The sequence below is a fragment of the Nocardioides sp. dk884 genome (assembly GCF_009557055.1).
Lineage (GTDB): Bacteria > Actinomycetota > Actinomycetes > Propionibacteriales > Nocardioidaceae > Nocardioides.
Genome location: NZ_CP045649.1, coordinates 2,418,610 through 2,443,673 on the forward strand (window position 1 = coordinate 2,418,610; position 25,064 = coordinate 2,443,673).

The following is a 25,064-nucleotide window of genomic DNA, read 5'->3' on the forward strand; positions in this document are numbered from 1 at the left end:
TACCAGCTCAGCGGCTCAGTCGTCCGGGGTGAGCGCGTCCTTGGCCTTGGAGAACAGGTTCCCTGCTCCCTGCGCGTAGGCGCCGCCTGCGTTGCCGGGCTTCCCGGGCCCCTTCGAGCCGTCGTACGTCGCGAACAGGAGCGGGTCGGGCGCCGGGATCTCCTGGATGTCGTCGGCCAGCGGGCGGCCCTGCTCGAAGGAGATCTGCTGCTCACCGACCAGCGTGGCGCCCTGGGCCCAGCGGCCCTCGTGCGCCGTCGAGTCGTCGTGGAAGCTGTAGAACGTCCGCGCCGGCTCGGTCTTCTCCTCGTCCTTGAGGGAGTCCTCGATCCCGTCGGTGAACCCGTCCTCGATGAGCTGCTCGATGCCGAGCAGCCACTGCTGCTGGTGGAAGGTGTCGCGGGCCAGGTTGAACTGGAGCATGTCCTTCACCCCGGGGTCGTCGGTCATCTGGTAGACCCGCGCGGTCTGCAGGCGGCTCTGCGCCTCCGCGGCGACGTTGTGGCGGAAGTCCGCGAGCAGGTTGCCACTGGCCACGATGTAGCCGCCGTTCCACGGCACGCCCTGGCTGTTGGTGGGCATCGCCGCCCCGCCGGTCACGATCGCCTGCTGCGGGTTCTGCCCGCCGAGCACGGCGGCCAGTGCCGGGTTCGCGGCGGCGGCCTCGGCCTGGGTCTCCGAGGGGGCCCCCTCGAGCAGTCGGGCCATCATCGTCACGAGCATCTCCACGTGGCCGATCTCCTCGGTCCCGATGTCCATGATCATGTCCTTGTACTTGCCGGGCATCCGGCAGTTCCAGCCCTGCCACAGGTACTGCATCATCACCGTCATCTCGCCGAACTGGCCGCCGACCAACTCCTGGAGCTTCGCCGCGAAGAACGCGTCCGGGCGTTCGGGCTTGGCGTGGTACTGCAGGGCGCTGCTGTGTCGGTACATGGGTGCTCCTCCTTGTTCGGGTCCCGGGCGGGACCGTCGGTCCGAAGAAGCGTGTCGAGACGACGTGACGACGCCGTGGACGCCGGCGCGGGTCGCTGCGTGCCCTGGTCCGTGCCCTGTTTCGTGCCCTGGTCCGTGTCCGGCAGCGTGTCCGGAAGCGTGTGCGGGAGCGTCACCGTCGCGGGCGCGGACCACCCCCCCCGCGACCGGCATGCTTCGCCGCCCAGCGGTCACCGGCTCCTCGATGACCGGAAGCGAGTCAGAGAGGTGGAAGCGTGGACCACGCCCGTCCCCCCCTGGCACGGATGGTCCTGCTCGGCGGATTCGAGCTGAGCTTCGAGGGTCAGCCGGTGCGGGTGAGTCCCGCCGCGCAGCGGGTGCTCGCGGTGCTGGGCACCCGGCACCGCCGCGTCCCGGCGAGCCGTGCCTCGCTCGCGGAGCGCTTGTGGCCAGACACCCCGGTCGAGAAGGCGACCTCCAACCTGCGCTCGATCCTGTGGCGGATGCCGCGACCCCGGGCCCGCAACCTGGTCACGGCCACGGCCACCCAGGTGCGCCTCTCCGATGAGGTGGCGGTCGACCTCTGGGAGGTCGAGGACCTCGCGCGCTCGCTGGACGCCGAGGTCGCCGGCTCCCCCGACGCGCTGAGCGACCTGTACCTGTTCGAGGACGACCTGCTCCCGCACTGGCAGGAGGACTGGATCCTGGTGGACCAAGAGAGCCACCGCCAGCGCCGCCTGCACGCCCTCGAGCACTCCTCGCGGGTGTTGCGAGAGCACCAGCGCTTCACCGAGGCGCTCGCCGCCGCCCTCGCGGCGGTGCGCTGCGAACCACTGCGCGAGAGCGCGCACCGGCGAGTGATCGAGGTGCACCTGGCCGAGGCCAACCATGCCGCCGCCCTGCGTCAGTACGAGATCTACCGTCACCGGCTCGCCGACGACCTCGGGCTGCCGCCGTCGCCAGAGATCCGCCGGCTGGTCGGACCGTTGCTCGGGCGCCCGGTGGACCGCTGACCGACGCGCCCCGGGATGCCGGTTCTCCACGGCCGCGCGCGGCTCCGTGACGTCGTCACCCGAGCAGCAGGATGCCGACGACGAGCATGGCGATCAGCGCGACCACGACACCACCCAGGACGAACATCGCGGTGAGGAACCGCTTGGTCTGGGTGCGCCCCGAGTCCTCGCCCTCGTGCTGACGCTTCAGCGCCGCGTCACGCAACGCGCCCGGAGGGATCTCGCCCAGCTCCTCGCGGAGATGCTCCTCCCGACCGGCCTGGTCGGGTGCGTCCACCATCGCGCCTTCCTCGGGGTCCCCCTCGCGCGGGTTCTGGCGCAGCTCGGTGATCGCCGTCTCGGGGTGGTGCAGGTCGAACGCCGGGGACTCCGAGCGGATCCGCGGCAGCTGCTCGAAGTTGTGCCGCGGCGGCGGGGAGCTGGTCGCCCACTCCAGCGAGCGCCCCCAGCCCCAGGGGTCGTCCGAGCGGACCTGCGGGTTCCGGCTGGTGATGTAGACGTTGTAGAGGAACGGCAGGGTCGAGAGGCTCAGCAGGAACGCGCCCACCGTCGAGACCTGGTTGAGGGCGGTGAAGCCGTCCTCGGGCAGGTAGTCGGCGTAGCGGCGCGGCATGCCCTCGACGCCGAGCCAGTGCTGCACGAGGAACGTCATGTGGAAGCCGACGAAGAGCAGCCAGAAGTGCACCTTGCCAAGGCGCTCGTCGAGCATCCGCCCGGTGAGCTTGGGCCACCACAGATAGAAGCCGGCGAACATCGCGAACACCACGGTGCCGAACACGACGTAGTGGAAGTGCGCGACCACGAAGTAGGAGTCCGAGACGTGGAAGTCCAGCGGCGGGCTCGCCAGGATGACACCGGTCAGACCGCCGAACAGGAACGTGACCAGGAAGCCGATCGTCCACAGCATCGGGGTGTCGAACGACAGCGACCCGCCCCACATGGTGGCGATCCAGTTGAAGAACTTCACCCCGGTCGGCACCGCGATCACGAAGGTCATGCCCGAGAAGAACGGGAGGTTCACCGCGCCGGTGACGAACATGTGGTGCGCCCACACCGCCACCGAGTACAGCGCGATCGCGATGGTGGCGCCGACCAGACCGACGTAGCCGAAGATCGGCTTGCGGGCGAAGATCGGGATGATCTCCGAGACGATGCCGAAGAACGGCAGCGCGATGATGTACACCTCTGGGTGACCGAAGAACCAGAACAGGTGTTGCCACAGCAACGGCCCCCCGTTGCTGGGGTCGTAGATCTGGGCGTCCAGCAGCCGGTCGGCCTCGAGCATCAAGAGCGCGCCACCGAGGATCGGGAACGCGAGCAGCACCAGCAGGCTGGTGATCAGCGTGTTCCACGTGAAGATCGGCATCCGGAACATCGTCATCCCGGGGGCGCGCATGCTGATGATGGTGGTGATGAAGTTGACCGCACCGAGGATCGTGCCGAGACCGGCGATGTAGAGGCCCATGATCCACAGGTCGCCGCCGATGCCGGGGGTCCGCGCGTCGTCCGAGAGCGGCGTGTAGGCGGTCCAGCCGAAGGAGGCCGCGCCCTCGGGGGTGAGGAAGCCGGAGGCGGCGATCAGCCCGCCGAAGAGGTAGAGCCAGTAGCTCAGCATGTTCAGCCGCGGGAAGGCCACGTCGGGAGCGCCGATCTGGATCGGCATCAGCACGTTGGCGAAGCCGAAGAACAGCGGCGTCGCGAACAACAGCAGCATGATCGTGCCGTGCATGGTGAACAGCTGGTTGTAGAGCTCGTCGTTCACGACCTGTTGGCCCGGGTAGGTGAGCTCGGAGCGGATCAGCAGTGCCATGAGGCCGCCGACCAGGAACCACACGAACGACGTGATCAGGTAGAGCTTGCCGATCAGCTTGTGGTCGGTGGTCGTCAGGACCCGCACCAGCTCGCGGCCCAGCGCTCGCCGAGGCGGCGCGGTCGAGCGGAGAAGGATCGGATCAGCAACCATCGCGGGCTCCTCGGGCTGGACTGACACGCGGCGGGCATTCGCCGGCCGATGGGTGCGGGTAACCCCCGTCCGGCGTACCAAACCGGTCGGGGCCGAACCTGTGTGAGCACGGCCGGCGCGGGCACCGGCTCGGGTATCCGCCCGAGGAGGCAGCGACGATGGACCGTGCGCGCGCCGCGAACCCGCACCCCGTGACGACCGCGGTGCCCCGGAGCACCACGTCCAGGCGGCCCCGCGGGCCCGGTGCGCTGCTGCGCGCGACGCACCCGGGTCCGGTGGTGGCGGTGACGACCATCGCCACCCTGCTCGCGATCGCGGCGGGCAAGCCGCCGGGCACCGTGGTCCTCGTCGGCGCCGCCGTGCTGTGCGGGCAGCTGGGCATCGGCTGGGGCAACGACCTCGTCGATCTCCCTCGCGACCGGGCGACCGCACGGCCGGACAAGCCGCTCGCCACCGGTGAGGTGAGCGTGCGCGTCGCGCGGGCCGCGCTGAGCGGCTCCCTGGTGGCGTGCCTGGTGCTGTCCGCGCTGCTCGGCTGGCGCGCGGCGCTGGCGCACCTGGTCTGCGTGGGGCTGGCACACGCCTACAACCTCGGCCTCAAGGCGACGCCCTGGTCCTGGCTGCCGTACGCCGGGGCGTTCGGGCTGCTCCCGGCGGTGGCGACCCTGGCCGGGAGCGTCCCCGCGCGGCCGGCCTGGTGGGCGGTGCTCGCCGGCGCGGTCCTGGGCGTCGCCGCCCATCTGCTCAACGCGGTCCCCGACCTCGCCGACGACGCGAGCACCGGCGTGCACGGGCTCCCGCACCGCCTGGGCGCGCGGCGCTGCCGCGTGGCTGCGACGTCCTGCTCGCCGCCGCGTCGGTGCTGGCGGTGCTCGGGCCGCGAGCTCCGCGGCGCCGTGGTCGGTGGCGGTGCTCGCGGGCGTGGCCGTGCTCGCCGTCGTGGCACTCGTCGGCGCCGGGCGCTGGCCGTTCCGCGCCGCGATGGGCATCGCCCTGCTCGACGTCGTCCTGCTCGTCGGGGCCACCGCGTGACCCCGACCCGGGGGGCGCCCCCTCCCCTGGCCCTGCCTGCCCCCGCCCCTGTCCCCACCCGGAAGTCGAGTCGACCATGCGCGTTCTGAGCGTCCGCGGCGCCCTGCCCGAGCACCGCCACCCCCAGGCGGCCATCACCGCCTCCTTCATCGACAGCATGCAGAGCGGCCGCCTGGATCGCGGCGTCGTGGAGCGCTTCCACCGCAACGCCGGAGTCGCCACCCGCCACACCGCGCTGCCGTTGAGCGACTACGCCGCACTGGACGGGTTCGGCGCGGCCAACGACGCGTTCATCGCGCACGGCGTCGAGCTCGGCGCCCAGGCGGTCGTCGACGCGCTCAAGGCGGTCGGGCTGCACCCCGGCGACGTCGACCTGCTGATCTCCGCGACCGTCACCGGGCTCGCGGTGCCCTCGCTGGACGCGCGCGTGGCCGGGCTGATCGGCATGCGGGAGGACGTCGTACGCATGCCGCTCGTGGGCCTGGGCTGCGTGGCCGGCGCTGCCGGCATCGCGCGGCTGCACGACTACCTGCTCGGCCACCCGGACGCGGTGGCGGTGCTGATGAGCGTCGAGCTGTGCTCGCTCACCCTCCAGCGCGACGACCCCTCGGTGGCCAACCTGGTCGCGAGCGGGCTGTTCGGCGACGGCGCCGCGGCGGTGGTCGCCGCCGGCCGCGACCGGGGCACGGAGCTGGTGTCGGCCGACCACGTCCAGCCCGAGGTGCTCGCCAGCCGCAGTCGGCTCTACCCCGGCTCCGAGCGGGTGATGGGCTGGGACGTCGGCTCCGGCGGGCTCAAGATCGTGCTCGACGGCGCGGTCCCCGACGTCGTGCGCCGCTACGTCGGAGACGACACGACCCGGTTCCTCGCCGACCACGGTCTCACCCGCGCCGACCTGGAGTGGTACGTCGCGCACCCGGGCGGACCCAAGGTGCTGGAGGCGCTCGAGGAGGCCCTCGGCGTCGAGCGCGAGGCTCTGCAGGTCACCTGGGACTCGCTGCGCGACATCGGCAACCTCTCCTCGGCCTCGGTGCTCCACGTGCTGGCCGACACGCTGCGCGAACACCCACCCCGGCCGGGGTCCTACGGCCTGCTGCTGGCGATGGGCCCGGGGTTCTGCTCCGAGCTCGTGCTGATGCGGATGCCGGCATGAGCAGCGAGCTGCTCTACACCGCGATCGTGCTCGCGGTGGTGCTCGAGCGCGGCGCGGAGGTCGTGGTCTCCCAGCGCAACGCCGCCTGGGCGCTCGCCCAGGGCGGCGTGGAGTCCGGGCGCGGCCACTACCCGGTGATGGTGGTGCTGCACGCCGGGCTGCTGGTCGGCTGCCTGGTCGAGGTGCACGCGGCCGACCGGAGCTTCTACCCGGTGCTGGGCTGGTCGATGCTCGCGCTGGTGGTGGTGTGCCAGGCCGTGCGCTGGTGGTGCATCACGGTGCTCGGGCGCCAGTGGAACACCCGGGTGATCGTGGTCCCGCACCTCCCGCTGGTCCACGCCGGGCCCTACCGGTTCCTGCCGCACCCCAACTACCTGGTCGTGGTCCTCGAGGGCCTCGCGCTGCCGCTGATCCACGGCGCCTGGATCACCGCTGTCGTGTTCACCCTCGCCAACGCGGCGCTGCTGAGCGTCCGGATCCGCGTGGAGGACCGGGCGCTGCAGATGGCGACCGTGTCGTGAGCCGCACGGTCGACCTGCTCGTGGCCGGCGGTGGCCCAGCCGGCCTGGCCACCGCGCTGCACGCTGCCCGCGCCGGCTGGCAGGTCGAGGTCTGGGACCCGCGCCGCGGCGCGATCGACAAGGCCTGCGGCGAGGGGCTGATGCCCGGCGCCCTGTCGGCCCTGCACGCGCTCGGCGTCGACCCGCCCGGCTGCGAGCTGCACGGGGTGCGGTACGCCGCGCGCGGCCGAGTCGCCACCGCCGACTTCCGCCACGGGCCCGGCCGCGGGATCCGGCGCACCGCCCTGCACGCCGAGCTGACCCGCGCGGCGCTGGCGGCCGGCGTACGCCTCGAGCACCGCGCGGTCGGCGCGGTGCACCAGGACGAGGCCGAGGTCCGCGTCGAGGAGGTGCGGGCGCGCCACCTCGTCGCCGCAGACGGCCTGCACTCCCCGCTGCGCCGCCGGCTGGGCCTGACGCTCCCCGCCTCCCGCCACGCCCGTTTCGGCCTGCGCCGCCACTTCGCCGTCGCGCCCTGGTCGCCGTACGTCGAGGTGCACTGGGCGCGGCACGTCGAGGCCTACGTGACGCCGGTGGGACACCACCTGGTGTCCGTCGCGGTGCTGGGCGCGTCCAAGGCCGCCTACGACACCCATCTCGAGGCGTTCCCCGGGCTGCGGCGCCGCCTCGAGCGCGCGGAGCCCGCCAGCCAGATCCGCGGGGCGGGACCGCTGCGCCAGGGCGCGCGGCGCCGGGTCGCCGGGCGGGTGCTGCTCGTCGGGGACGCCGCGGGGTACGTCGACGCCCTCACCGGCGAGGGCCTCGCACTCGGGTTCGCCCAGGCCGAGGCCGCCGTCGCGGCGATGCTGGCCGGGGACCCGCAGCGCTACGAGCAGGACTGGGTGCGCGTGACCCGCCGCTACCGCTGGCTCACCGCGGGACTGCTGGCCGGCACCCGGCTTCGTCCGCTGCGCCGCGCCATCGTGCCCGCCGCACTCGCCCTGCCCCGGCTCTTCGACGGCGCGGTCAACGAGCTGGCCCGCTGAGGTCGGGCTCGGTCACGCGCGCTCGTCGTCGACCAGCGAGCCCGCGTCCAGCGCCACCACGTCGCCTCGACCGACCGTGCGGACGCGGGTGGGCAGCCGGCGCCGCGCGCACTCGTCGGTGAAGTCCGAGAGCGGCGAGCGGAAGACCGTGTAGTCGTCGTAGTGGATCGGCACCGTCACCCCGGGCTCGAGCAGCTCGACCAGGTCGGCGCCCTGGCGCCCGTCCATGGTCACCAGGAGCCCGAGCACCCGGGTGCCGCCGAGGTGGACGGCGGCGGCGTCCAGAGGCCCGGTCCGCTCGGTGATCTCGCGCAGCCAGGGCCGGTAGAGGGTGTCCCCGCTCAGGTAGAGCCGGAACCCCTCCCCTGACGGGTCGACGAGATGCAGCACGCTGCCCATCACCGGCGGCAGCAGCGGGCGCGCGAGGGTCGGGGCGTGGGTGCCGGGGACCGCCGTCACCGTGAGCGACCAGCCGTCGCGCTCGTGGCGTGAGCTGGTCCAGGTGTCGAGCTGCTGGGCCTGGCGAAAGCCCCATCGGCTCAGCCGGCGGGCCGCCGACGCGGTGGTGAGGATCGGGAGGTGGCGGTCCAGCTCGGCGCGCGCGACCCGGTCGAAGTGGTCTCCGTGCAGGTGGGAGAGCACGACGAGGTCGATCGGCGGCAGGTCGGCGGGCTGCAACGACGGCTCGGTGCGGCGCTTGGAGAACAGGCCCTTGCCCAGGTAGGCGCGCTGGCCGCGGTGCAGGAAGTTCGGGTCGGTGAGCACCGTGAACGGGCCCAGCCTCAGGATCGTCGTCGCGGTGCCGACGAACTCCAGGCTCGCCGCGGTGCTCATCGCGCGTCCCTGGGCCGGACGATGGTTCCCGCCGCGCGGCAGCACGGCGGCGGGGCAGGGTGTCGGTGCGCCATGCACCCCGGTGTCCCGAATGCCGCCCGCCCATGACCCTGCGGCTCCCGAGGCCCGGCGCGCTGCCCGGGCCCGCAGTAGGTTGGCCGGGAGGACCCCTCCGGGTGGACATCACCGCACGCATCGCGGGCACCGGGACCACGTCCTCGGCAGCGGGGGCCCGGCCCCCGCCGCTTCGGTCGAACCTGGGAGTCCACCGTGCTCACGCTGATCCTGATTCTCACCGCGTTGGCGGGTGCCAGCGTGGTCATGAACCTTCTGCTGCCGATGCTCGACGACGCACGAAGCCGGCGCCGCTCGGTGCGCGCCCGGGTCGCCCGGCTGATCACCCGCGGCGCGTTCGGGAACGAGCGCAGGGACGTGCGGTAGCCCGGCTCAGCCAGCGCGGCTCAGCGCAGCTCGTCGAGCACCGCCGGCACCGCGCCCGGAAGCGCCCGTGCCAGGTAGCCGACCTGGCCCACCTCGCTCGCGAGCCGCTCCCCCGCGCGGGCGTGGAGGTAGGCACCCCAGACCGCCGACTTCGCAGGGTCCTCGCCCCGGGCGAGCAGCCCGGCCACGATGCCGGCCTGCACGTCGCCGGATCCGGAGACGCCGAGCCCGGGGCCGCCGCCCGCGACCGTCCAGGCGCGGCCGTCCGGAGCCGCCACGTGCTTGGTGGCCGCGCCGGCCAGCACGACCACGCCGCTGCTTCGCGCCAGTCCGCGCGCGGCCTCGAGGATCTCCTCGTCGCCCTCGAGCTGCTCGTGGCCGGTCATCCGGGCCAGCTCGACCGGGTTGGCTGTGACCACGGCGCGGCCCTCCAGGTGACGCAGCCCCTCCGGGTGCTCGGTGAGGTACGCCGTACCCAGCGCGTCGAGGACCACCGGGCAGTGCACGCGCGGGAGCACCCGGGCCAGCAGCCTCGCGGCGTGGGCGGGATCGCTGAGGCCCGGTCCGGCCAGCAGCACGTCGATGGAGTCCGCGCGCTCGACCACCGGATCCGCCGCGTCCGCTCCCAGGCAGCCGTCGCCGTCCTCGGGCAGGTCCAGGACCTGTGCCTCCGGGACCGCGACGCCGAGCGCCGGGGCCACGCTCGCGACGGTGGCGATCGCGAGCTTGCCGCCCCCGGCCGCCAGCGCCGCCTCGCCGGCCAGCCGCACCGCGCCGGGGGTGGACCGGCTGCCGCCCAGGACGAGCAGCTGACCGCGGGCGCCCTTGGAGCTTCCCGGCTCGGCCAGCGGCCAGTCGCGGAGCACGGCCGGCGTCACGATCTCGGGCTCGGGGTTGGCGCTCATCGCGACTCCTCCTCGGTCACGGCCGCGTCGGTGCGCTCCACGGCGCCGGTGTCGGCGAACGTCTCCAGCGCGAAGTCGTGTCCCTGGCGGCGGTAGCGGGTCATCGAGGCGTTCGGGATCTGCACCTGACGGTCGATCTCGAGCAGGTCGGGCTCGCGGATCCCCTCGAGCACGTAGCGGAAGGTCATGATCACGGCCTGGTGGCTGAACATCCAGATCCGTTCGCCGTCGTACCCGTGGCGCAGGTCGCCCAGCAGGCTGCGCACCCGCAGGGCGACGTCGGCCCAGCTCTCCCCGCTCGGCGGCTGGTAGTAGAACTTCCCGAGCCGGGTGCGTCGCGCGGCCTCCTCGGGATGCCGCGCCCGGATCCCGCGTCCGGTGAGACCGTCGAAGACGCCGAGGTCGCGCTCGCGCAGCCGCTCGTCGAACCAGACCTCCAGACCCGCCCGGGCGGCCGCCACCTCCGCGGTCTGCGCCGCGCGACGGTACGGCGAGCTGAGCACCAGGGTCGGCCGGAGCTCCTCGGGCGCGTCGGCCATCCAGTGCCCGAGGGCCTCGGCCTGCTGGCGGCCGGTCTCGGAGAGCTCGACATCGGCGTCGCGCACCGAGAGCTCGAGCTCCTCGGCGCCCGCCGCCCGCGCCGCCTGGTCCGCCTGGTTGCCGACGCTCTCACCGTGGCGGACGAGGGTGAGCGCGTGAGGTCCGCTGGGCCATCGAGGGTGCACGAGCGCCCCGTACCCCGCGCGACGCGATCCCTCACATGGCGGTCTGGCTGCCGATGCCACCGCGGACCGCGCGCAGGGCCACCAGGCCCATCACGAGCATCGCCACGCCGAGCACCAGGTGCAGCCAGTTGTCGGCGGAGTTCAGCGGCACGAAGTTGGCGTCGCTGTGGTGGTCGTTGACCAGGCCGTAGACCCACAGCCCCAGGTAGGCGACACCGCCGACGAGGAGGTAGGCGGCTGCATGGATGCCGCGGCGCGACAGCGCGATGCCGGCGACGCCGAACAGCAGGTGCAGCAGGTTGTGCAGCACCGACACCTGGAAGATCCCCAGCAGCTCGGCGTCGCTGTGGTGGCCGGCGAACTCCAGGTCGCCGACGTTCGTCGTGACGCCGGGGATGAAGCCCGCCACGCCCACGACCAGGAACAGCGCCCCGGTGGCGAGCGCCATCGTTCGGGCGAGCCGGTCGCCGGTCGAGGGTCCTGCGATGCCGCGCGCGGGGCTGGGGTCGCTCGCGCCGGACGGGGTAGTCCGTTCAGTCATTCTCTCCTCCTCGGGTCGATGCCAGCGCCGGTATCCAGATCCGTGCCCAGGACTCGCCTCGACCCGCGCGACCAGCAGCACCGCCACCCGCGAGACCCGGACCGGCTGCGACGTGCGCCGCGGTGCCGTGAGCTGGTTCCGTGTGCAGATCAAGCCCGGAGACGGGTTCGCGACGACCCGCAGCACCCGCCTGCGCGTCACGCGCTGACCCGCGCCGGGTCCCCGGAGCGCCACTTCTCGGGGCCCGGCGTGAGGTACGCCATGTGTGGGGGCGTCAGGCACCATGGGCTGTCCAGGTGGATGTAGGTCCTGCCGTATCGTGCGGCGCTCCGCTGCTCACGAGGAGGTGGTCGCTGTGGCGACCGATTACGACGCACCACGCAACCGGCCCGAGGACGAGCCGGAGGCCGATTCCATCGAGGCCCTCCGGGGCAATCCGACCGAGAAGCAGTCGCCCAAGGTCGATGTCGACGAGGACACCGAGGGCGACTCCTTCGAGCTGCCCGGCGCCGACCTGTCCCACGAGGAACTCCACATCGTGGTGACTCCCCGTCAGGACGACGAGTTCATGTGCTCGCGCTGCTTCCTGCTCCACGGCCCCTCGATGCGGGTGCCGGGCACCGACCACTGCCGCGACTGCGACTGAGTCGAGCCCCCCGGGCCCGCTCCCTGCCACAGGGGTAGGAGCGAGCCTCTGAGTCCCGGGAGGTAGTCCGTGACGTAGGAGCCTGTGCAGGAGTCCTCCACAGGCCCGTACGACACGGACTACCCCGGGCTCCCCCTCCATCGGGCCGGCGGGCCCACCCGAGCAACGGATCCACGCCCTCGGGGGTGGGCACGGCCGCGCCGCCCTGTGACAGTGGGGCATGTCCAGCGACGACCCCCGTCCCGCTCCTCTCGCGCCCGTCACCGACGACTGGGATCGGGCGCTGTGCGTCGTGGCGCACCCCGACGACCTCGAGTTCGGCGCGGCAGCCGCCGTCGCGCGGTGGACCGGCCAGGGCAAGCAGGTCACCTACTGCATGGTGACCAGCGGCGAGGCCGGCATCGACGGGCTGCACCCCGACGAGTGCCGCGGGCTGCGGGAGGCCGAGCAGGTCGAGTCCGCCCGCCTCGTCGGCGTCGAGGTCGTGGACTTCCTCGGCCTGCCCGACGGCATCCTTGAGTACGGCGTACCGCTTCGCCGCGCCATCGCCGGCGCCGTGCGGCGTCACCGCCCGGAGATCGTCGTCACCAACAACTTCCGCGACACCTGGGGCGGGCGCAATCTCAACCAGGCCGACCACATCGCGGTGGGCCGCGCCACCCTGGACGCCGTGCGCGACGCCGGCAACCGCTGGGTGTTCCCCGAGCAGCTCACCGACGGGGTGGAGCCGTGGGGCGGCGTCCGCGAGGTCTGGGCCGCCGGGTCCCCGCAGGCGACCCACGCCGTCGACACCACCGCGACCTTCGACGCGGGCGTGGCCTCGCTCGAGGCGCACGCGGCGTACATCGACGGCCTGGGCTGGGAGGACTGGGACGCCCGCGAGTTCCTCGAGGGAGCCTCCCGCGGCGCCGGCCAGCGCCTCGGCACCAGGTTCGCGAGCGCCTTCGAGGTCTTCCCGATGGGTTGGGGCGACTGAGCGAGCTCGACCGAGCTCACTCCCGCGGTCGCACGTGCTCCGCGCGCACCCAGCCGTGGGCCAGCTCCCAGGCGCGCACGCCGCCCCCGGAGGCCCACACGACCAGTGCCTCCCAGTGGCCCTGGACGCGGCGCCACTCCAGGATCAGCCCGGGGCTGCGCTCCTGCCAGCGTCCGGTGCGGCAGACCCAGACGTGCCGCGGCACGTCGTGTCCCTGGAGCCCCGTGACCTGATCTCGCACCCCATCAGACTAGAACATCTGTTCGAAGTTGCGCCAGGGGGTGCCCCCGAACGACCGCGAGCTCCGCGCGCCTCAGTCCTCGTGGTCGGCGGCGAGATCCTCGTCGTGGGTGCCCGGGCGCGGCGCCCACGGCCGCTCCCGGGAGGCCCGGACGACGACCAGTCGGTCCCCGCGTGCGAGCAGCGAGACCACCGGGTCGAAGTAGCGGTAGACCTTCTCGTCGCGCACCACCGCGATCACCTGGTCGGGCAGCGACTGGGGCGGGCGGCCGACCTCGGTCACCAGCAGCTCGCGCTCGGCGACCTCCAGCCCGTGGCCGTAGGTGAGCAGGTCCTCCATCACCGACCCGAGCGTCGGCGACAGCGAGGAGAGGCCCAGCAGGCGGCCCACGGCGTCGGAGGAGGTGATCACCGAGTTGGCACCGGACTGCTTCATCAGCGGGGCGTTCTCCTGCTCGCGCACCGAGGCGACGATCCAGGCGTCCGGGTTCAGCTGGCGCACGGTCAGGGTGGCCAGCACGTTGGAGGCGTCGGAGTCGGTGGTGATGATGATCTGGTCGGCCTCCCCCACCCCGGCGCGGCGCAGCACGTTGCGGCGCGTGGCATCGCCGGTGACGACCGCCAGCCCGTCGGCGTGCGCGTCCTGCAGCGCGGTGCCGCTGGGGTCGACGACGACCACGGCCTCGCGGTTCAGTCCGTTGCGGACCAGGGTGTCGACGGCGCTGCGGCCCTTGGTGCCGTATCCGACGACCACGACGTGGTGACCCATGTGCTTCCTCCAACGAGCCACCCGGAACATCTCCCGGCCCTGCGAGGCGAGCACCTCGAGGGTGGTCCCGATGAGGAGGACCAGGAAGGCGATACGGGCGGGGGTGATGACGAACGCGTTGATCGTGCGGGCGGCGGGGCTCACGGGAGCGATGTCGCCGTAGCCGGTCGTGCTCAGCGTGACGGTCGTGTAGTAGATCGCGTCCAGCAGGTCGATCTTGCCGGTCGGGTCGTTGCCGTCGACGTAGCCGCCGCGGTCGAAGTACACCAGCATGACCGTGCCGACCAGGATGGCGAGCGCCGCGAGCAGCCGCCGGCCGAGCTCCCACCACGGCGAGCGCACCCGCTCGGGCAGGGACACGTCACCGCGGCCCTCCTGGGCAGGGTCGGGAGGGGCAGGCACGCCCCGAATCTAGTCGACTCCCGGCCCGACCGGGGGCCGGTCCCGTCCGGAACCGCTCACCGACCCGCTCACGACCTGCTCACGACCCGGGGCGCGCCCGCCCAGCTGACGCAGGCGCTGCACCAGCTCGCGGCGGGCCCGGGAGGTGGAGGACTGGGCGAAGACCTCGTCGAACGCCGCGTTGACGGCCGCACCGATCAGCACCGCGATCGCCACGACGTAGAGCCACAGCAGCACCGCGATCGGTGCGGCCAAGGGCCCGTAGATCGAGCGCGAGTCGGCGGCGGTCGCGGTGAGCACCCAGCGCAGCACGTAGGAGCCGACCACCCAGGCGAACAGGGAGAACGTCGCGCCCGGGAGGTTGAAGCGCCAGCTGGTCCGCACCGGCACCGACACGTGGTAGAGCGTGGCCAGGAAGCAGATGCAGACCAGCACGACCACCGGCCAGTAGAAGCCGAGCACGAAGTCGAAGCCCTCGGGCAGCCAGTCGCGCAGCAGCGCGGGGCCCAGGACCATCAGCGGCACCGCGATGACGCCGGTGATCAGCGCCATCACGTAGAGCACGAACGACAGCGCCCGGGTGCGGACGATCCCGCGGGAGCCACCCAGCCCGTGCATGATCGTGATGGTGTCGACGAAGACGTTGAGCGCCCGCGATCCCGACCACAGTGCGAGCACGAAGCCCAGCGAGATCACGTCGAAGCGCCCGCCCTCGAGCACGTCGTCCATCGTCTTCGTGATCACCTCGTCCACCGCCCTCTCGGTCAGGAACCGCGAGGACAGCTCGATCACCGCCTCCTGCACGTCCTCCACCTGGGCTCGGGAGAACCGGCCGGTGACGTAGCCGATCGCGCCGGTCAGCGCGAAGATCAGCGGCGGCACCGACAGCACCGCGAAGAACGCGCCCTCCGCCGCCAGCCCGGTGACCCGGTGCCGCAGGCACGAGCCGACGGTGGTGACGACCAGGCGCCACAGGGTGTGGCGCGCCTGCCTCAGCCAGGCAGCCGTCGCGGCCCCGGCCGCAGCGTGCCAGGTGTGCGAGGCCATGGGACTTACCGTAACCACATGGAGACCTCCCACTCGCGATCTGCGATCCGCGTCGTCACCAACCAGGCGCCCCCGCTCGTGGGCCACAACGTGGTGACAACCGACCTCGCGCTCAGCGAGGCCGTCGTGCGCCACGCCGGCGCCGAGGTGCTGGAGGACCTGGTGCCGCTCGGGGCCGACGCCGGTAGCGCGGAGGCGCGCGAGCACGGCCAGCTGGCCAACGAGCACCCGCCACGGCTCACGGCGTACGACCGCTACGGCCACCGGGTCGACGAGGTGGCCTTCCACCCCTCCTGGCACTGGCTGATGGAGCGTGCGGTCGGTCACGGCCTCGGCGCCACCGCCTGGGAGCAGCAGGAGGACGGCGACGCGCACGCCCACGTGCGCCGGGCGGCCGGGTTCATGGCCTGGTCGCACACCGAGCCGGGCCACGGCTGCCCGGTCTCGATGACGTACGCCGCGGTGCCGGCGCTGCGCACCGACCCGGCGCTGGCCGCGGAGTGGACACCGCTGCTGGCCTCGCGGATCTACGACCCCGGGGTGCGCCGGCCCGAGGACAAGCTCGGCGCGCTCGCCGGGATGGGGATGACCGAGAAGCAGGGCGGCTCCGACGTCCGCAGCAATCGCACCGAGGCCCGCCCGACCGGCGGCGCGGGCACCTACACGCTGCACGGGCACAAGTGGTTCACCTCGGCGCCGATGAACGACGTCTTCCTCATGCTCGCCCAGGCGCCGGGCGGGCTCAGCTGCTTCGTCGTGCCGCGAGTGCTCCCCGACGGCGCCCGCAACCAGCTCGACGTGGTGCGGTTGAAGGACAAGCTCGGCAACCGCTCCAACGCCTCCGCCGAGCTCGAGCTCGACGGCACCGTCGCGGTCCGGCTCGGAGAGGAGGGCCGCGGCGTCCGCACGATCATCGAGATGGTCGCCGCCACCCGCCTGGACTGCGTGCTCGGCTCCACCTCCCTCATGCGCCGCGCGGTCTCCGAGGCCGCCTGGCACGCCGCGCACCGCTCGGCCTTCGGCACGCGACTGCTCGACCAGCCGCTGATGCGCAACGTCGTCGCCGACCTCGCCGTCGAGACCGAGGCGGCCACGGCGCTCGCCATCCGGCTCGCGGCGGCCGTCGACGACCTCGCCGACCCGCACGAGGCCGCGCTGCGCCGCATCGCGCTCCCGCTGGCGAAGTTCTGGGTCTGCAAGCGCACCCCCGCCGTGGTGGCCGAGGCGCTGGAGTGCCTGGGCGGCAACGGCTACGTCGAGGAGTCGGTGCTGCCGCTGCTGTTCCGCGAGTCCCCGCTCAACTCGGTGTGGGAGGGCTCGGGCAACGTCAACGCCCTCGACGTGCTGCGCGCCATCACCCGGGAGCCGGAGGCGCTGAACGCCTGGATCACCGAGGTCGGCCGCGCCCGCGGCGGCGACGCCCGCCTCGACCGGGCCGTCGACGACACCCTCGCGCTGCTGGGGGCGCTGATGGCCGACGCCGCGCAGCTGGAGGTCGGGGCCCGCCGCCTCGCCGGCCGGATGGCCGCGGTGCTCCAGGGCTCGCTGCTGGTCCGCTTCGCCCCGCCGGAGGTCGCCGACGCGTTCTGCGCCTCCCGCCTCGGCACGTCGTACGACGGGACGTTCGGCACGCTCGAGGGCGGCGACCTGCGCGCCCTGGTCGCGCGCGCGACGCCGCGCGTCTGAGGCGGCCACCCGCCGTTTCCGGGCGGCGCGCGCGGGTAAGGGACTGTGACGCAGCCCACACATGCCCGGAGGTGCCCCGTGACCACCGCCCATGAGCGAGAGCAGGGAGAGGGTCGGCGCACCGACGTCGACAAGGCCTTCCTCGACAACGCGACGTACCGCAGCCTCGGCGAGCAGCACCTGTCCCCGCGCGAGGAGCGCTTCGAGAAGACCCGCCGCACCGTCGGCCTGGTGCTGGCGCCGCTGGTCACGATCGTCTTCCTGCTCGTCCCGACCGGGCTGGAGGACGAGCAGCACACGCTCGCGGCGGTGCTGCTCGGCGTCATCGTCCTCTGGGTCACCGAGCCGGTGCCGATCCCCGTCGGCGGCTTCATCGGCATCTGCGCGATCGTGCTGCTCGGCGTGGTCACCGCCGACGAGGCCCTCGAGCCGTTCGGCTCCTCGACCGTGTTCACCTTCATCGGCGCCTTCATCCTCGCCCAGGCCATGCTCAAGCACGGCGTCGCGCGGCGCTTCGCGATGTTCGTGCTGAGCCTGCCCGGCATCGGTACCTCGACGATCCGGATCGTGATCGCCTTCGGCGCGATCACCGCGCTGCTCTCGGCCTTCGTCTCCAACACCGCGACCGTCGCGATGCTCCTACCGACGGCGATCGGCATCCTCACCGTGGTCGCCAAGCTGCTCCAGGCGCGCGGCGAGGTCGCCGAGAACTTCGACCCGCTGCGGCTGCGGGTGGGCGCGGCGCTGATGCTGATGCTCGCCTACGGCGCCAGCGTCGGCGGGCTGCTGACCCCGGTCGGCTCCCCGCCCAACCTGATCGGGCGCGGCCTGATCGAGGAGGCCACCGGCGAGCGGATCTCGTTCCTCGACTGGGTGCTGATGGCGCTGCCGATCTGCGCCCTGATGTTCGTCGCGCTCGCGGTGCTGGTGCTGCTGCTCAACCGACCCGAGACCCGCCACCTCGAGGGCGTCGAGGAGTACGTCCGCGAGGAGAAGGCCCGCCTGGGCGCCTTCTCGGTCGCCGAGCGCAACACGCTGATCGCCTTCACCGTCACCGTGACCCTGTGGATCCTGCCCGGCGTCGTGGCCCTCGTCGCCGGCACCGACTCCAGCACCTACGAGACGGTCACCAACCGCCTCGACGAGGGGATCGTGGCGATCCTCGGTGCCTCGCTGCTCTTCCTGCTCCCGACCAAGTGGGAGGAGCGCGAGTTCACGCTGCGCTGGAGCGACGCGGCCCGCATCGACTGGGGCACGGTGATGCTCTTCGGCACCGGCATCATCTTCGGCAGCCTGCTGGAGTCCAGCGGCCTGGCCGAGACGCTCGGCAACGGCGCGTCCGACACGCTGGGCCTCTCCAGCGTCTTCTGGATCACCGTCTTCGCGGTCGCGCTCGCCATCCTCGTCTCCGAGACAACCAGCAACACCGCCTCCGCGGCAGTCGTCGTACCGATCATCATCCCGATCGCCGTCGCGGCGGGGGTGAACCCGTTCGTGCCCGCGCTCGCCGCGACGTTCGCGGCGTCGTTCGGGTTCATGCTCCCGGTCTCGACCCCGCAGAACGCCATCGTCTACGGCTCGGGCGCGGTGCCGATCACCACGATGATCCGCACCGGGGCGTCCTTCGACGTGATCGGCGCGATCCTGATCGTGATCTTCCTGCCGGTGATGGCCTCGATGATCGGCCTGGTCTGAGGTGGCCCACGAGATCGGCGTCATCCCCGGCGACGGGATCGGCCCGGAGGTCGTGGGCGCGACCCGCACCGTGCTCGACTCGGTCGCCGACGTGCACGGCCTGGAGCTGTCGTGGGTGGAGCACGACTGGTCGTGCCGGCGCTACGCCCAGACCGGGACGATGATGCCCGAGGACGGCCTGGCGACGCTGGCCCGGCACGACGCGATCCTGCTCGGGGCCGTGGGCTGGCCCGGCGTACCCGACCATGTGTCGCTGTGGGGGCTGTTGATCCCGATCCGCCGCCACTTCCGCCAGTACGTCAACGAGCGCCCGATCGCCCTGTTCGAGGGGATGACCAGCCCGCTGCGCGCGGTCGAGCCCGGCGGCCTCGACCTCGTCGTCGTGCGCGAGAACGTCGAGGGTGAGTACAGCGAGATCGGTGGCCGGCTGAACCGCGGCTTCGCCGACGAGATGGCCGTGCAGGAGGCAGTCTTCACCCGGGCCGGGGTCAGCCGGATCGCCGACCATGCCTTCGACCTCGCGCGCCGCCGACGCGGCTACCTGACCTCGGCGACGAAGAGCAACGGGATCGTGCACACGATGCCGTTCTGGGACGAGGTGGTCCGTGAGCGCGCGGCCGCGCACCCCGACGTGCGCTGGGACAGCGAGCTCATCGACGCGCTCGCCGCGAAGATCGTGCTGGAGCCCGGACGCTTCGACGTGATCGTGGCCTCCAACCTGTTCGGCGACATCCTCAGCGACCTCACCGCGGCGGTCGCCGGCAGCATCGGGATCGCGCCGTCGGCCAACCTGGACCCGACCCGGGAGCACCCCTCGATGTTCGAGCCGGTGCACGGCTCGGCACCCGACATCGCCGGGAAGGGTGTCGCGAACCCGATCGGCACGGTGTGGTCCGCGGTGCTGATGCTCGACCACCTCGGCCACGGCGAGGCGGCCGCGCACCTGATGGGCGCCGTACGCCGCAGCCTGCGCGGCCCGTCCACCCGCACCCGCGACCTCGGCGGCACCGCAGGCACCGCCGAGGTCGTGGACGCGTTGGTCGCGGCCGTGCGCTAACCGATCAGGAGAGCTCGAGGCCCGGGTAGAGCGGGTGCTTGTCGAGCATCTCGGCGGAGGCCGAGCGGACCCGGTCGGCCACGCCGTCGGCGAGGGTGTAGCTCGCCTTGGAGGGCCCGCCGGCCTTGGTGGTGCCCGGGGTGGTGTTCGAGAGGACCTCGACGATGAGCTCGGCGGTGCGGTCGAACTCGTCGTGGCCGAAGCCGCGCGTGGTCAGCGCCGGGGTGCCGAGGCGGATGCCGGAGGTGTACCAGGCGCCGTTCGGGTCGTTCGGGACCGAGTTGCGGTTGGTGACGACGCCGGCGTCGAGCAGCGCCGACTCCGCCTGGCGGCCGGTGAGGCCGAAGGAGGTGACGTCGAGCAGCACCAGGTGGTTGTCGGTGCCGCCGGTGACCAGGTTGGCGCCGCGGCTCAAGAAGCCCTCGGCGAGCGACTTGGCGTTGTCGGCGACATCCTGGGCGTAGCCGCGGAACGACTCCTGGCGGGCCTCGGCCAGCGCGACGGCCTTGGCCGCCATCACGTGGCTGAGCGGGCCGCCGAGGACCATCGGGCAGCCGCGGTCGACCGAGGGGGCGTACTCCTTGGTGGCCAGCACCATGCCGCCGCGCGGGCCGCGCAGCGACTTGTGAGTGGTCGTGGTGACGACGTGGGCGTGCGGGATCGGGTCCTCGTCGCCGGTGAACACCTTGCCCGCGACCAGGCCGGCGAAGTGCGCCATGTCGACCATCAGCGTCGCGCCGACCGAGTCGGCGATCTCGCGCATCTTGGCGAAGTTCACCCGGCGGGGGTACGCCGAGTAGCCGGCGACCAGGATGAGCGGCTTGAACTCGCGGGCCTTGGCGGCGAGCGCGTCGTAGTCGATGAGGCCGGTGACCGGGTCGGTGCCGTACTGCTGCTGGTGGAACATCTTGCCCGAGATGTTCGGGCGGAAGCCGTGGGTGAGGTGGCCGCCGGTGTCCAGGCTCATGCCGAGCAGGCGCTGGTTGCCCAGCTCGCGGCGCAGCGTCTCCCACTCCTCGTCGGTGAGGTCGTTGACGTTCTTCCTCTCGGCGCGCTCCAGCCAGGGGCCCTCGACGCGGTGGGCGAGGATCGCCCAGAAGGCGGTGAGGTTGGCGTCGATGCCCGAGTGCGGCTGCACGTAGGCGTACTCGGCGCCGAAGAGCTCGCGGGCGTGCTCGGCGGCGAGCGCCTCGACGGTGTCGACGTTCTGGCAGCCGGCGTAGAAGCGGTGCCCGACCGTGCCCTCGGCGTACTTGTCGCTGAACCAGGTGCCCATCGTGAGCAGGACCGCCGGCGAGGCGTAGTTCTCGCTCGCGATCAGCTTCAGGGAGCCGCGCTGGTCGGCCAGCTCCTGGCGCGTCGCCTCCGCGATGCGGGGCTCGACCGAGGCGATGACCTCGAGAGCTTGGGAGTAGGCACTACTGGTGAGGGCATCGAGGTCGCTCATGGTGCCCAGCCTAGAACGGCCGACGCCACGACCACCCACCGTGCCCATTCCCGGGGCCCCCGGCACCCGAGGCGGGTGCGACCTGCGCCACACCCGGCCACCGATCCCCGCGTCACGGTGGATCGCGCGTCTCACTTGATGGACAGGCGTCTCACCACATGAGATAGACGGTTGTGGGCGGGAGTTCCGAGGACTGAGACTCCTTGACATGGTCACTGCTGCTACCCACACCCACCTCGTGGTTCGACGCCACGTGGACTTCGGGCGTACCCGCAGCATGATGTGTTGGCCTCGCTGAGCCGCACGCACGTCCACGACGTACTGCGGCAAACCGCCGCCCCGAGACAGTCCCGGGCGCACGGTTGCGGAAGGCCGACCCGACCCCGATGACGTGGTCAGGGCCCTGACGAAGTCGCGCGCACTCCCACGCCAAGGAAGCCCTCACGTCCATGTCTGAGCAGACCGCCGCACGCACCCCCCGCCCCCGCCCCAAGCGCGGTGAGGGCCAGTGGGCTCTCGGCCACCGTGAGCCGCTGAACAAGAACGAGCAGTCCAAGAAGGACGACAACCCGCTCAACGTCCGCGCCCGGATCATCAACATCTACTCCAAGCGCGGCTTCGACTCCATCGACCCGGCCGACCTGCGCGGCCGCTTCCGCTGGATGGGCCTCTACACCCAGCGCGCCCCCGGCTTCGACGGCGGCAAGACCGCGACGGTGCCGGAGGAGGAGCTCGACGACCGCTACTTCATGCTGCGCGTGCGCTCCGACGGCCGCCTGCTCGCGCCGGCCGCGGTCCGCGCCCTCGGCACCATCGGCCAGGACTTCGCCCGCGACACCGCCGACGTCACCGACCGCGCCAACATCCAGTACCACTGGATCCGCGTCGAGGACGTCCCGGCGATCTGGGACCGCCTCGACGAGGCGGGCCTGAGCTCGCTGGAGGCGTGCGGCGACTCTCCGCGCCCGTTCCTCGGCTCGCCGGTCGCCGGCGTCGCGGCCGACGAGATCATCGACGGCAGCTCGGCGCTGGAGGAGATCTTCCGCCGCTACATCGGCGACCCGGCCTTCTCCAACCTGCCGCGCAAGTTCAAGACCGCCCTGACCGGCCACCCCAGCCACGACGTCTCCCCGGAGACCAACGACGTCTCCTTCGTCGGCACCGTGCACCCCGAGCACGGCCCCGGCTTCGATGTGTGGGTCGGCGGCGGCCTCTCCACCAACCCGATGCTCGCCGCCAAGCTCGGCGTCTGGGTGCCGCTGGAGGACGTGCCGGACGTGTGGGAGGGCGTGGCCTCGGTCTTCCGCGACTACGGCTACCGCCGGCTGCGCTCGCGCGCCCGCCTGAAGTTCCTGGTCAGCGACTGGGGCGTGGAGAAGTTCCGCGAGGTGCTCGAGACCGAGTACCTCGAGAAGCCCCTGGTCTCCAACCCCTCGCCGGTCTCCCCCGTCGGGCACCGCGACCACATCGGCGTGCACGAGCAGAAGGACGGCAAGCGCTACGTCGGGGTCGCCCCGACCGCCGGCCGGATCTCCGGCACCACGCTGGTGCAGCTCGCCGACCTGCTCGAGGAGTTCGGCGTCGCCGGCGTCCGCCTCACGCCGTACCAGAAGATCGTGCTGATCGGCGTCGAGCCGGAGGCCGTCGAGGACCTGCTCCCCCGCCTCGACGAGATCGGCCTCTCCGCGCGCCCCTCGAACTGGCGACGCAACACGATGGCCTGCACCGGCATCGAGTTCTGCAAGCTCGCGATCGTCGACACCAAGGAGCGCGCCCGCCGCCTCGTCACCGAGCTCGAGCAGCGCTTCCCCGAGCTGGACACCCCGATCAGCATCAACGTCAACGGCTGCCCCAACGCCTGCGCCCGCACCCAGGTCGCCGACATCGGGCTCAAGGGCCAGCTGGTGATGGCCGACGGCGAGCAGGTCGAAGGCTTCCAGGTGCACCTCGGCGGCGCGACCGGGCTGAAGGCCAACTTCGGTCGCAAGCTCCGCGCCCACAAGGTGACCAGCGCCGGGCTCGACGACTACGTGACGGCCGTGGTCAACGCCTACCTGGAGGACCGCCACGACGGGGAGTCCTTCGCCGACTGGGTCGTGCGCGCCGACGAGCAGCTGCTGCGCGGCGAGCCCCGCCTGCAGGAGGTCGGGGCACCATGAGCGAGCGCGCCGCCCCCTTCCACTGCCCCTACTGCGGCGAGGAGGACCTGCGTCCCCACGAGGTCGTCGCCGAGGACGGCGAGGTCAGCTCGCCGCACGGCACCTGGGAGTGCCGGGGCTGCATGCGCGCCTTCTCCCTGAAGTACCTCGGTCTGCTCAGGCGGGACCGCGACCGCCACACCGCCCCCGAGACCGGCAAGGAGGGACCCGCATGAGCTCCGCCTCCTCCGTCGCCGCCCGCAACGCGCGCGGCGTGCAGACCGACGGCCGCAGCCCCGAGGAGCTGCGCGAGATCGTCTCCCACTGGGGCGCCGAGCTCGAGCTCGCACCCGCCGAGGTGATCATCGAGTGGGCCGCCGCCACCTTCGGCGAGCGGTTCTGCGTGACCTCCTCGATGGGCGACGGGCTGCTGGCCCATCTCGTCTCGAAGGTGGTGCCCGGCGTCGACGTGCTGTTCCTCGACACCGGCTACCACTTCGTCGAGACCATCGGCACCCGCGACGCGGTCGCCGCCACCCTCGACGTCAACCTGCTCTCGATCACGCCCGTGCAGAGCGTGGCCGAGCAGGACGCGGCGTACGGCAAGGACCTGTATCGCACCGACCCCGACCTGTGCTGCAAGCTACGCAAGGTCGAGCCGCTGAGCCGGATGCTCGCCGGGTACGACGCCTGGGCCACCGGCCTGCGTCGCGCCGAGACCCGCAACCGGGTCATCGCGCCGGTGATCGGCTGGGACGCCAAGAAGAGCAAGGTCAAGGTGTCCCCGCTCGCCCGCTGGAGCGACGAGCAGGTCGAGCGCTACACCGCCGAGAACGGGATCCTGGTCAACCCCCTGGTCTACGACGGCTACCCCTCGATCGGCTGCGAGCCGTGCACCCGCCGGGTCGCCCCCGGCGAGGACCCGCGCTCGGGCCGCTGGGCAGGCCTGAACAAGACCGAGTGCGGGATCCACACATGAGCCGCTCCCCCAGCCCCACCCGCACGTCCCACACCCGGGGCGACAACGCCGTCGCCCCGCACACCGAAGCACCGCACCCGAGGAGGCCGCACTGATGGCTGCTCCCGCCCTGGTGGCGCTGGCTCACGGAAGCCGTGACCCCCGCTCCGCCGAGACGATCACCGCCCTGGTCAACGAGGTCCGCGCCATGCGCCCGGATCTGCGCATCGAGCAGGCGTTCCTCGAGCTGTCCCGGCCGTCGTTCCAGACCGTCGTGGACCGGCTGGTCAAGGCCGGGCACGAGGAGATCGTCGTCGTCCCGCTGCTCCTGACCGACGCCTACCACGCGAAGGTCGACGTGCCGTCCGCGATCGAGACCGCCACCCAACGCCACCCCGGGCTGAAGATCCGGGCGACCTCGATCCTGGGCCTGGAGACACGCTTCCTGGAGGTGCTCGACGAGCGCCTGCGCGCCGCGCTGTCGCAGGCCCGGGTGCGGGAGCTCGACGCGCTCGTGCTGGCCGCCGCCGGGTCCAGCGACCCGCTCGCCAACCAGGCCGTCGCCCGGCTGGCGCGGGTCTGGGGCAGCCACCACAAGCTGCCCGTCACCGCTGCGTTCGCCTCGGCCGCCCCGCCGGCCGCCGGTGAGGCGGTGCGCGCGTTCCGCGGCGAGGGCCGCCGTCACATCGCGGTCGCCTCGCTGTTCCTCGCTCCCGGGTTCCTTCCCGACCGGGCCGCCGAGCTGGCCCTCGAGGCCGGGGCGGTCGCCGTGTCCGATCCGCTGGGTGCCCACCCGGAGGTGGCGCGCACGATCCTGGCGCGCTACGCCGTGGGTGCCGTGGAGCTCGTCCCGGTCTGAGCGCCGCCGCTCACCGCACCACCGACCAGCGGCGGCGGGTCGTCCTCGAGACGAG

The 25,064-nt window shown here is 72.5% G+C and carries 25 protein-coding genes; 15 read left to right on the forward strand and 10 right to left on the reverse strand.

What is annotated here, in order from left to right; genetic code table 11:
• Positions 1–15: 15 nt before the first annotated feature.
• Positions 16–936 (reverse strand): manganese catalase family protein, encoded by a 921-nt coding sequence (locus tag GFH29_RS11730; protein WP_153323830.1) that lies wholly within the window; start codon positions 934–936, stop codon positions 16–18.
• 275 nt (positions 937–1,211) lie between these two features.
• On the opposite strand from GFH29_RS11730, the gene GFH29_RS11735 reads away from it, so the two are divergent.
• Positions 1,212–1,949, forward strand: a complete 738-nt coding sequence (locus tag GFH29_RS11735; protein WP_153323832.1) for an AfsR/SARP family transcriptional regulator — start codon at positions 1,212–1,214, stop codon at positions 1,947–1,949.
• A gap of 55 nt (positions 1,950–2,004) precedes the next feature.
• Here the strand turns inward: GFH29_RS11735 and ctaD are convergent, their stop codons facing one another.
• Positions 2,005–3,912, reverse strand: coding sequence for a cytochrome c oxidase subunit I (ctaD, locus tag GFH29_RS11740; protein WP_153323834.1), 1,908 nt, complete (start codon positions 3,910–3,912; stop codon positions 2,005–2,007).
• Between the two features lie 284 nt (positions 3,913–4,196).
• Between ctaD and GFH29_RS11745 the strand changes: the two genes are divergently transcribed.
• Genes GFH29_RS11745 through GFH29_RS11760 form a run of 4 tightly spaced genes read left to right on the forward strand, consistent with a single transcriptional unit; the run spans position 4,197 to position 7,643 of the window.
• Entirely contained in the window at positions 4,197–5,033 is an 837-nt protein-coding gene (locus GFH29_RS11745) for a UbiA family prenyltransferase (protein ID WP_228387448.1), read from the forward strand.
• Positions 5,021–6,097, forward strand: a complete 1,077-nt coding sequence (locus tag GFH29_RS11750; protein ID WP_153323836.1) for a type III polyketide synthase — start codon at positions 5,021–5,023, stop codon at positions 6,095–6,097. The genes GFH29_RS11745 and GFH29_RS11750 overlap by 13 nt, the downstream gene beginning before the upstream one ends.
• Positions 6,094–6,618 (forward strand): isoprenylcysteine carboxyl methyltransferase family protein, encoded by a 525-nt coding sequence (locus GFH29_RS11755; RefSeq protein ID WP_153323838.1) that lies wholly within the window; start codon positions 6,094–6,096, stop codon positions 6,616–6,618. The genes GFH29_RS11750 and GFH29_RS11755 overlap by 4 nt, the downstream gene beginning before the upstream one ends.
• Entirely contained in the window at positions 6,615–7,643 is a 1,029-nt protein-coding gene (locus GFH29_RS11760; protein WP_153323840.1) for an NAD(P)/FAD-dependent oxidoreductase, read from the forward strand. The genes GFH29_RS11755 and GFH29_RS11760 overlap by 4 nt, the downstream gene beginning before the upstream one ends.
• Before the next feature lie 12 nt (positions 7,644–7,655).
• Here the strand turns inward: GFH29_RS11760 and GFH29_RS11765 are convergent, their stop codons facing one another.
• Positions 7,656–8,477 (reverse strand): MBL fold metallo-hydrolase, encoded by an 822-nt coding sequence (locus tag GFH29_RS11765; protein WP_153323842.1) that lies wholly within the window; start codon positions 8,475–8,477, stop codon positions 7,656–7,658.
• Between the two features lie 270 nt (positions 8,478–8,747).
• Here GFH29_RS11765 and GFH29_RS11770 point away from each other — a divergent pair, with 270 nt between their 5' ends.
• Positions 8,748–8,918 carry a hypothetical protein gene (locus GFH29_RS11770; RefSeq protein WP_153323844.1) on the forward strand — a complete coding sequence of 57 codons (171 nt, stop codon included), beginning with the start codon at positions 8,748–8,750 and terminating at the stop codon, positions 8,916–8,918.
• 20 nt (positions 8,919–8,938) lie between these two features.
• On the opposite strand, the gene GFH29_RS11775 is transcribed toward GFH29_RS11770, so the two are convergent.
• The 3 genes from GFH29_RS11775 to GFH29_RS11785 are packed head-to-tail and all read right to left on the reverse strand — an operon-like array spanning position 8,939 to position 11,089.
• Positions 8,939–9,823, reverse strand: a complete 885-nt coding sequence (locus GFH29_RS11775) for an NAD(P)H-hydrate dehydratase (RefSeq protein ID WP_153323846.1) — start codon at positions 9,821–9,823, stop codon at positions 8,939–8,941.
• Positions 9,820–10,548 carry a histidine phosphatase family protein gene (locus tag GFH29_RS11780; RefSeq protein ID WP_153323848.1) on the reverse strand — a complete coding sequence of 243 codons (729 nt, stop codon included), beginning with the start codon at positions 10,546–10,548 and terminating at the stop codon, positions 9,820–9,822. Before GFH29_RS11780 ends, GFH29_RS11775 begins: the two co-directional genes overlap by 4 nt.
• Positions 10,549–10,579: 31 nt before the next feature.
• The gene (locus GFH29_RS11785; RefSeq protein ID WP_228387449.1) at positions 10,580–11,089 is read right to left on the reverse strand and encodes a DUF4383 domain-containing protein; all 510 of its coding nucleotides are present in this window, start codon (positions 11,087–11,089) and stop codon (positions 10,580–10,582) included.
• Positions 11,090–11,444: 355 nt separating this feature from the next.
• On the opposite strand from GFH29_RS11785, the gene GFH29_RS11790 reads away from it, so the two are divergent.
• Together GFH29_RS11790 and GFH29_RS11795 are read left to right on the forward strand one after the other, a co-directional pair.
• A complete protein-coding gene (locus tag GFH29_RS11790) occupies positions 11,445–11,735 on the forward strand; it encodes a DUF4193 family protein (RefSeq protein WP_153323850.1) in 291 nt (96 codons plus the stop codon).
• A 220-nt stretch (positions 11,736–11,955) separates the two neighbouring features.
• A complete protein-coding gene (locus GFH29_RS11795; protein WP_153323852.1) occupies positions 11,956–12,711 on the forward strand; it encodes a PIG-L deacetylase family protein in 756 nt (251 codons plus the stop codon).
• Positions 12,712–12,727: 16 nt separating this feature from the next.
• Here GFH29_RS11795 and GFH29_RS11800 read toward each other — a convergent pair whose 3' ends face one another.
• The 3 genes from GFH29_RS11800 to GFH29_RS11810 all read right to left on the reverse strand — a co-directional run bounded on the left by GFH29_RS11800 (position 12,728) and on the right by GFH29_RS11810 (position 15,169).
• Positions 12,728–12,952: a hypothetical protein gene (locus GFH29_RS11800; protein WP_153323853.1), complete on the reverse strand. Its 225-nt coding sequence runs from the start codon at positions 12,950–12,952 to the stop codon at positions 12,728–12,730.
• Positions 12,953–13,024: 72 nt separating this feature from the next.
• A complete protein-coding gene (locus GFH29_RS11805) occupies positions 13,025–14,122 on the reverse strand; it encodes a potassium channel family protein (protein ID WP_228387450.1) in 1,098 nt (365 codons plus the stop codon).
• A 9-nt stretch (positions 14,123–14,131) separates the two neighbouring features.
• Positions 14,132–15,169, reverse strand: a complete 1,038-nt coding sequence (locus tag GFH29_RS11810) for a YihY/virulence factor BrkB family protein (RefSeq protein ID WP_153323855.1) — start codon at positions 15,167–15,169, stop codon at positions 14,132–14,134.
• A gap of 18 nt (positions 15,170–15,187) precedes the next feature.
• Between GFH29_RS11810 and GFH29_RS11815 the strand changes: the two genes are divergently transcribed.
• From GFH29_RS11815 to GFH29_RS11825, 3 genes are all read left to right on the forward strand, one after another.
• On the forward strand, positions 15,188–16,855 hold the full coding sequence (locus tag GFH29_RS11815) for an acyl-CoA dehydrogenase family protein (protein WP_153323857.1): 1,668 nt from the start codon (positions 15,188–15,190) through the stop codon (positions 16,853–16,855).
• A gap of 78 nt (positions 16,856–16,933) precedes the next feature.
• On the forward strand, positions 16,934–18,550 hold the full coding sequence (locus GFH29_RS11820) for an SLC13 family permease (protein ID WP_153323859.1): 1,617 nt from the start codon (positions 16,934–16,936) through the stop codon (positions 18,548–18,550).
• A gap of 1 nt (position 18,551) precedes the next feature.
• Positions 18,552–19,607, forward strand: coding sequence for a tartrate dehydrogenase (locus GFH29_RS11825; protein ID WP_153323861.1), 1,056 nt, complete (start codon positions 18,552–18,554; stop codon positions 19,605–19,607).
• 4 nt (positions 19,608–19,611) lie between these two features.
• On the opposite strand, the gene GFH29_RS11830 is transcribed toward GFH29_RS11825, so the two are convergent.
• Positions 19,612–21,054: a glycine hydroxymethyltransferase gene (locus GFH29_RS11830; protein ID WP_153323863.1), complete on the reverse strand. Its 1,443-nt coding sequence runs from the start codon at positions 21,052–21,054 to the stop codon at positions 19,612–19,614.
• A 449-nt stretch (positions 21,055–21,503) separates the two neighbouring features.
• Here GFH29_RS11830 and GFH29_RS11835 point away from each other — a divergent pair, with 449 nt between their 5' ends.
• The 4 genes from GFH29_RS11835 (at position 21,504) to GFH29_RS11850 (ending at position 25,009) form a co-directional block, all read left to right on the forward strand.
• Positions 21,504–23,213 carry a nitrite/sulfite reductase gene (locus GFH29_RS11835; protein ID WP_153323865.1) on the forward strand — a complete coding sequence of 570 codons (1,710 nt, stop codon included), beginning with the start codon at positions 21,504–21,506 and terminating at the stop codon, positions 23,211–23,213.
• On the forward strand, positions 23,210–23,428 hold the full coding sequence (locus GFH29_RS11840; RefSeq protein ID WP_153323867.1) for a hypothetical protein: 219 nt from the start codon (positions 23,210–23,212) through the stop codon (positions 23,426–23,428). The genes GFH29_RS11835 and GFH29_RS11840 overlap by 4 nt, the downstream gene beginning before the upstream one ends.
• A complete protein-coding gene (locus GFH29_RS11845; RefSeq protein ID WP_153323869.1) occupies positions 23,425–24,171 on the forward strand; it encodes a phosphoadenylyl-sulfate reductase in 747 nt (248 codons plus the stop codon). The genes GFH29_RS11840 and GFH29_RS11845 overlap by 4 nt, the downstream gene beginning before the upstream one ends.
• A gap of 94 nt (positions 24,172–24,265) precedes the next feature.
• Positions 24,266–25,009, forward strand: a complete 744-nt coding sequence (locus GFH29_RS11850) for a sirohydrochlorin chelatase (protein ID WP_153323871.1) — start codon at positions 24,266–24,268, stop codon at positions 25,007–25,009.
• Positions 25,010–25,064 lie beyond the last annotated feature (55 nt).

Bases quoted from the DNA above. Each gene is read 5' to 3' on its own strand.
- GFH29_RS11765 (WP_153323842.1), bottom strand. From the start codon at position 8,477: ATGAGCACCGCGGCGAGCCTGGAGTTCGTCGGCACCGCGACGACGATC.
- GFH29_RS11785 (WP_228387449.1), bottom strand. From the start codon at position 11,089: ATGACTGAACGGACTACCCCGTCCGGCGCGAGCGACCCCAGCCCCGCG.
- GFH29_RS11795 (WP_153323852.1), top strand. From the start codon at position 11,956: ATGTCCAGCGACGACCCCCGTCCCGCTCCTCTCGCGCCCGTCACCGAC.
- GFH29_RS11830 (WP_153323863.1), bottom strand. From the start codon at position 21,054: ATGAGCGACCTCGATGCCCTCACCAGTAGTGCCTACTCCCAAGCTCTC.
- GFH29_RS11850 (WP_153323871.1), top strand. From the start codon at position 24,266: ATGGCTGCTCCCGCCCTGGTGGCGCTGGCTCACGGAAGCCGTGACCCC.
- GFH29_RS11730 (WP_153323830.1), bottom strand. From the start codon at position 936: ATGTACCGACACAGCAGCGCCCTGCAGTACCACGCCAAGCCCGAACGC.
- GFH29_RS11810 (WP_153323855.1), bottom strand. From the start codon at position 15,169: ATGGCCTCGCACACCTGGCACGCTGCGGCCGGGGCCGCGACGGCTGCC.
- ctaD (WP_153323834.1), bottom strand. From the start codon at position 3,912: ATGGTTGCTGATCCGATCCTTCTCCGCTCGACCGCGCCGCCTCGGCGA.
- GFH29_RS11755 (WP_153323838.1), top strand. From the start codon at position 6,094: ATGAGCAGCGAGCTGCTCTACACCGCGATCGTGCTCGCGGTGGTGCTC.
- GFH29_RS11840 (WP_153323867.1), top strand. From the start codon at position 23,210: ATGAGCGAGCGCGCCGCCCCCTTCCACTGCCCCTACTGCGGCGAGGAG.
- GFH29_RS11845 (WP_153323869.1), top strand. From the start codon at position 23,425: ATGAGCTCCGCCTCCTCCGTCGCCGCCCGCAACGCGCGCGGCGTGCAG.
- GFH29_RS11815 (WP_153323857.1), top strand. From the start codon at position 15,188: ATGGAGACCTCCCACTCGCGATCTGCGATCCGCGTCGTCACCAACCAG.
- GFH29_RS11750 (WP_153323836.1), top strand. From the start codon at position 5,021: ATGCGCGTTCTGAGCGTCCGCGGCGCCCTGCCCGAGCACCGCCACCCC.
- GFH29_RS11835 (WP_153323865.1), top strand. From the start codon at position 21,504: ATGTCTGAGCAGACCGCCGCACGCACCCCCCGCCCCCGCCCCAAGCGC.
- GFH29_RS11775 (WP_153323846.1), bottom strand. From the start codon at position 9,823: ATGAGCGCCAACCCCGAGCCCGAGATCGTGACGCCGGCCGTGCTCCGC.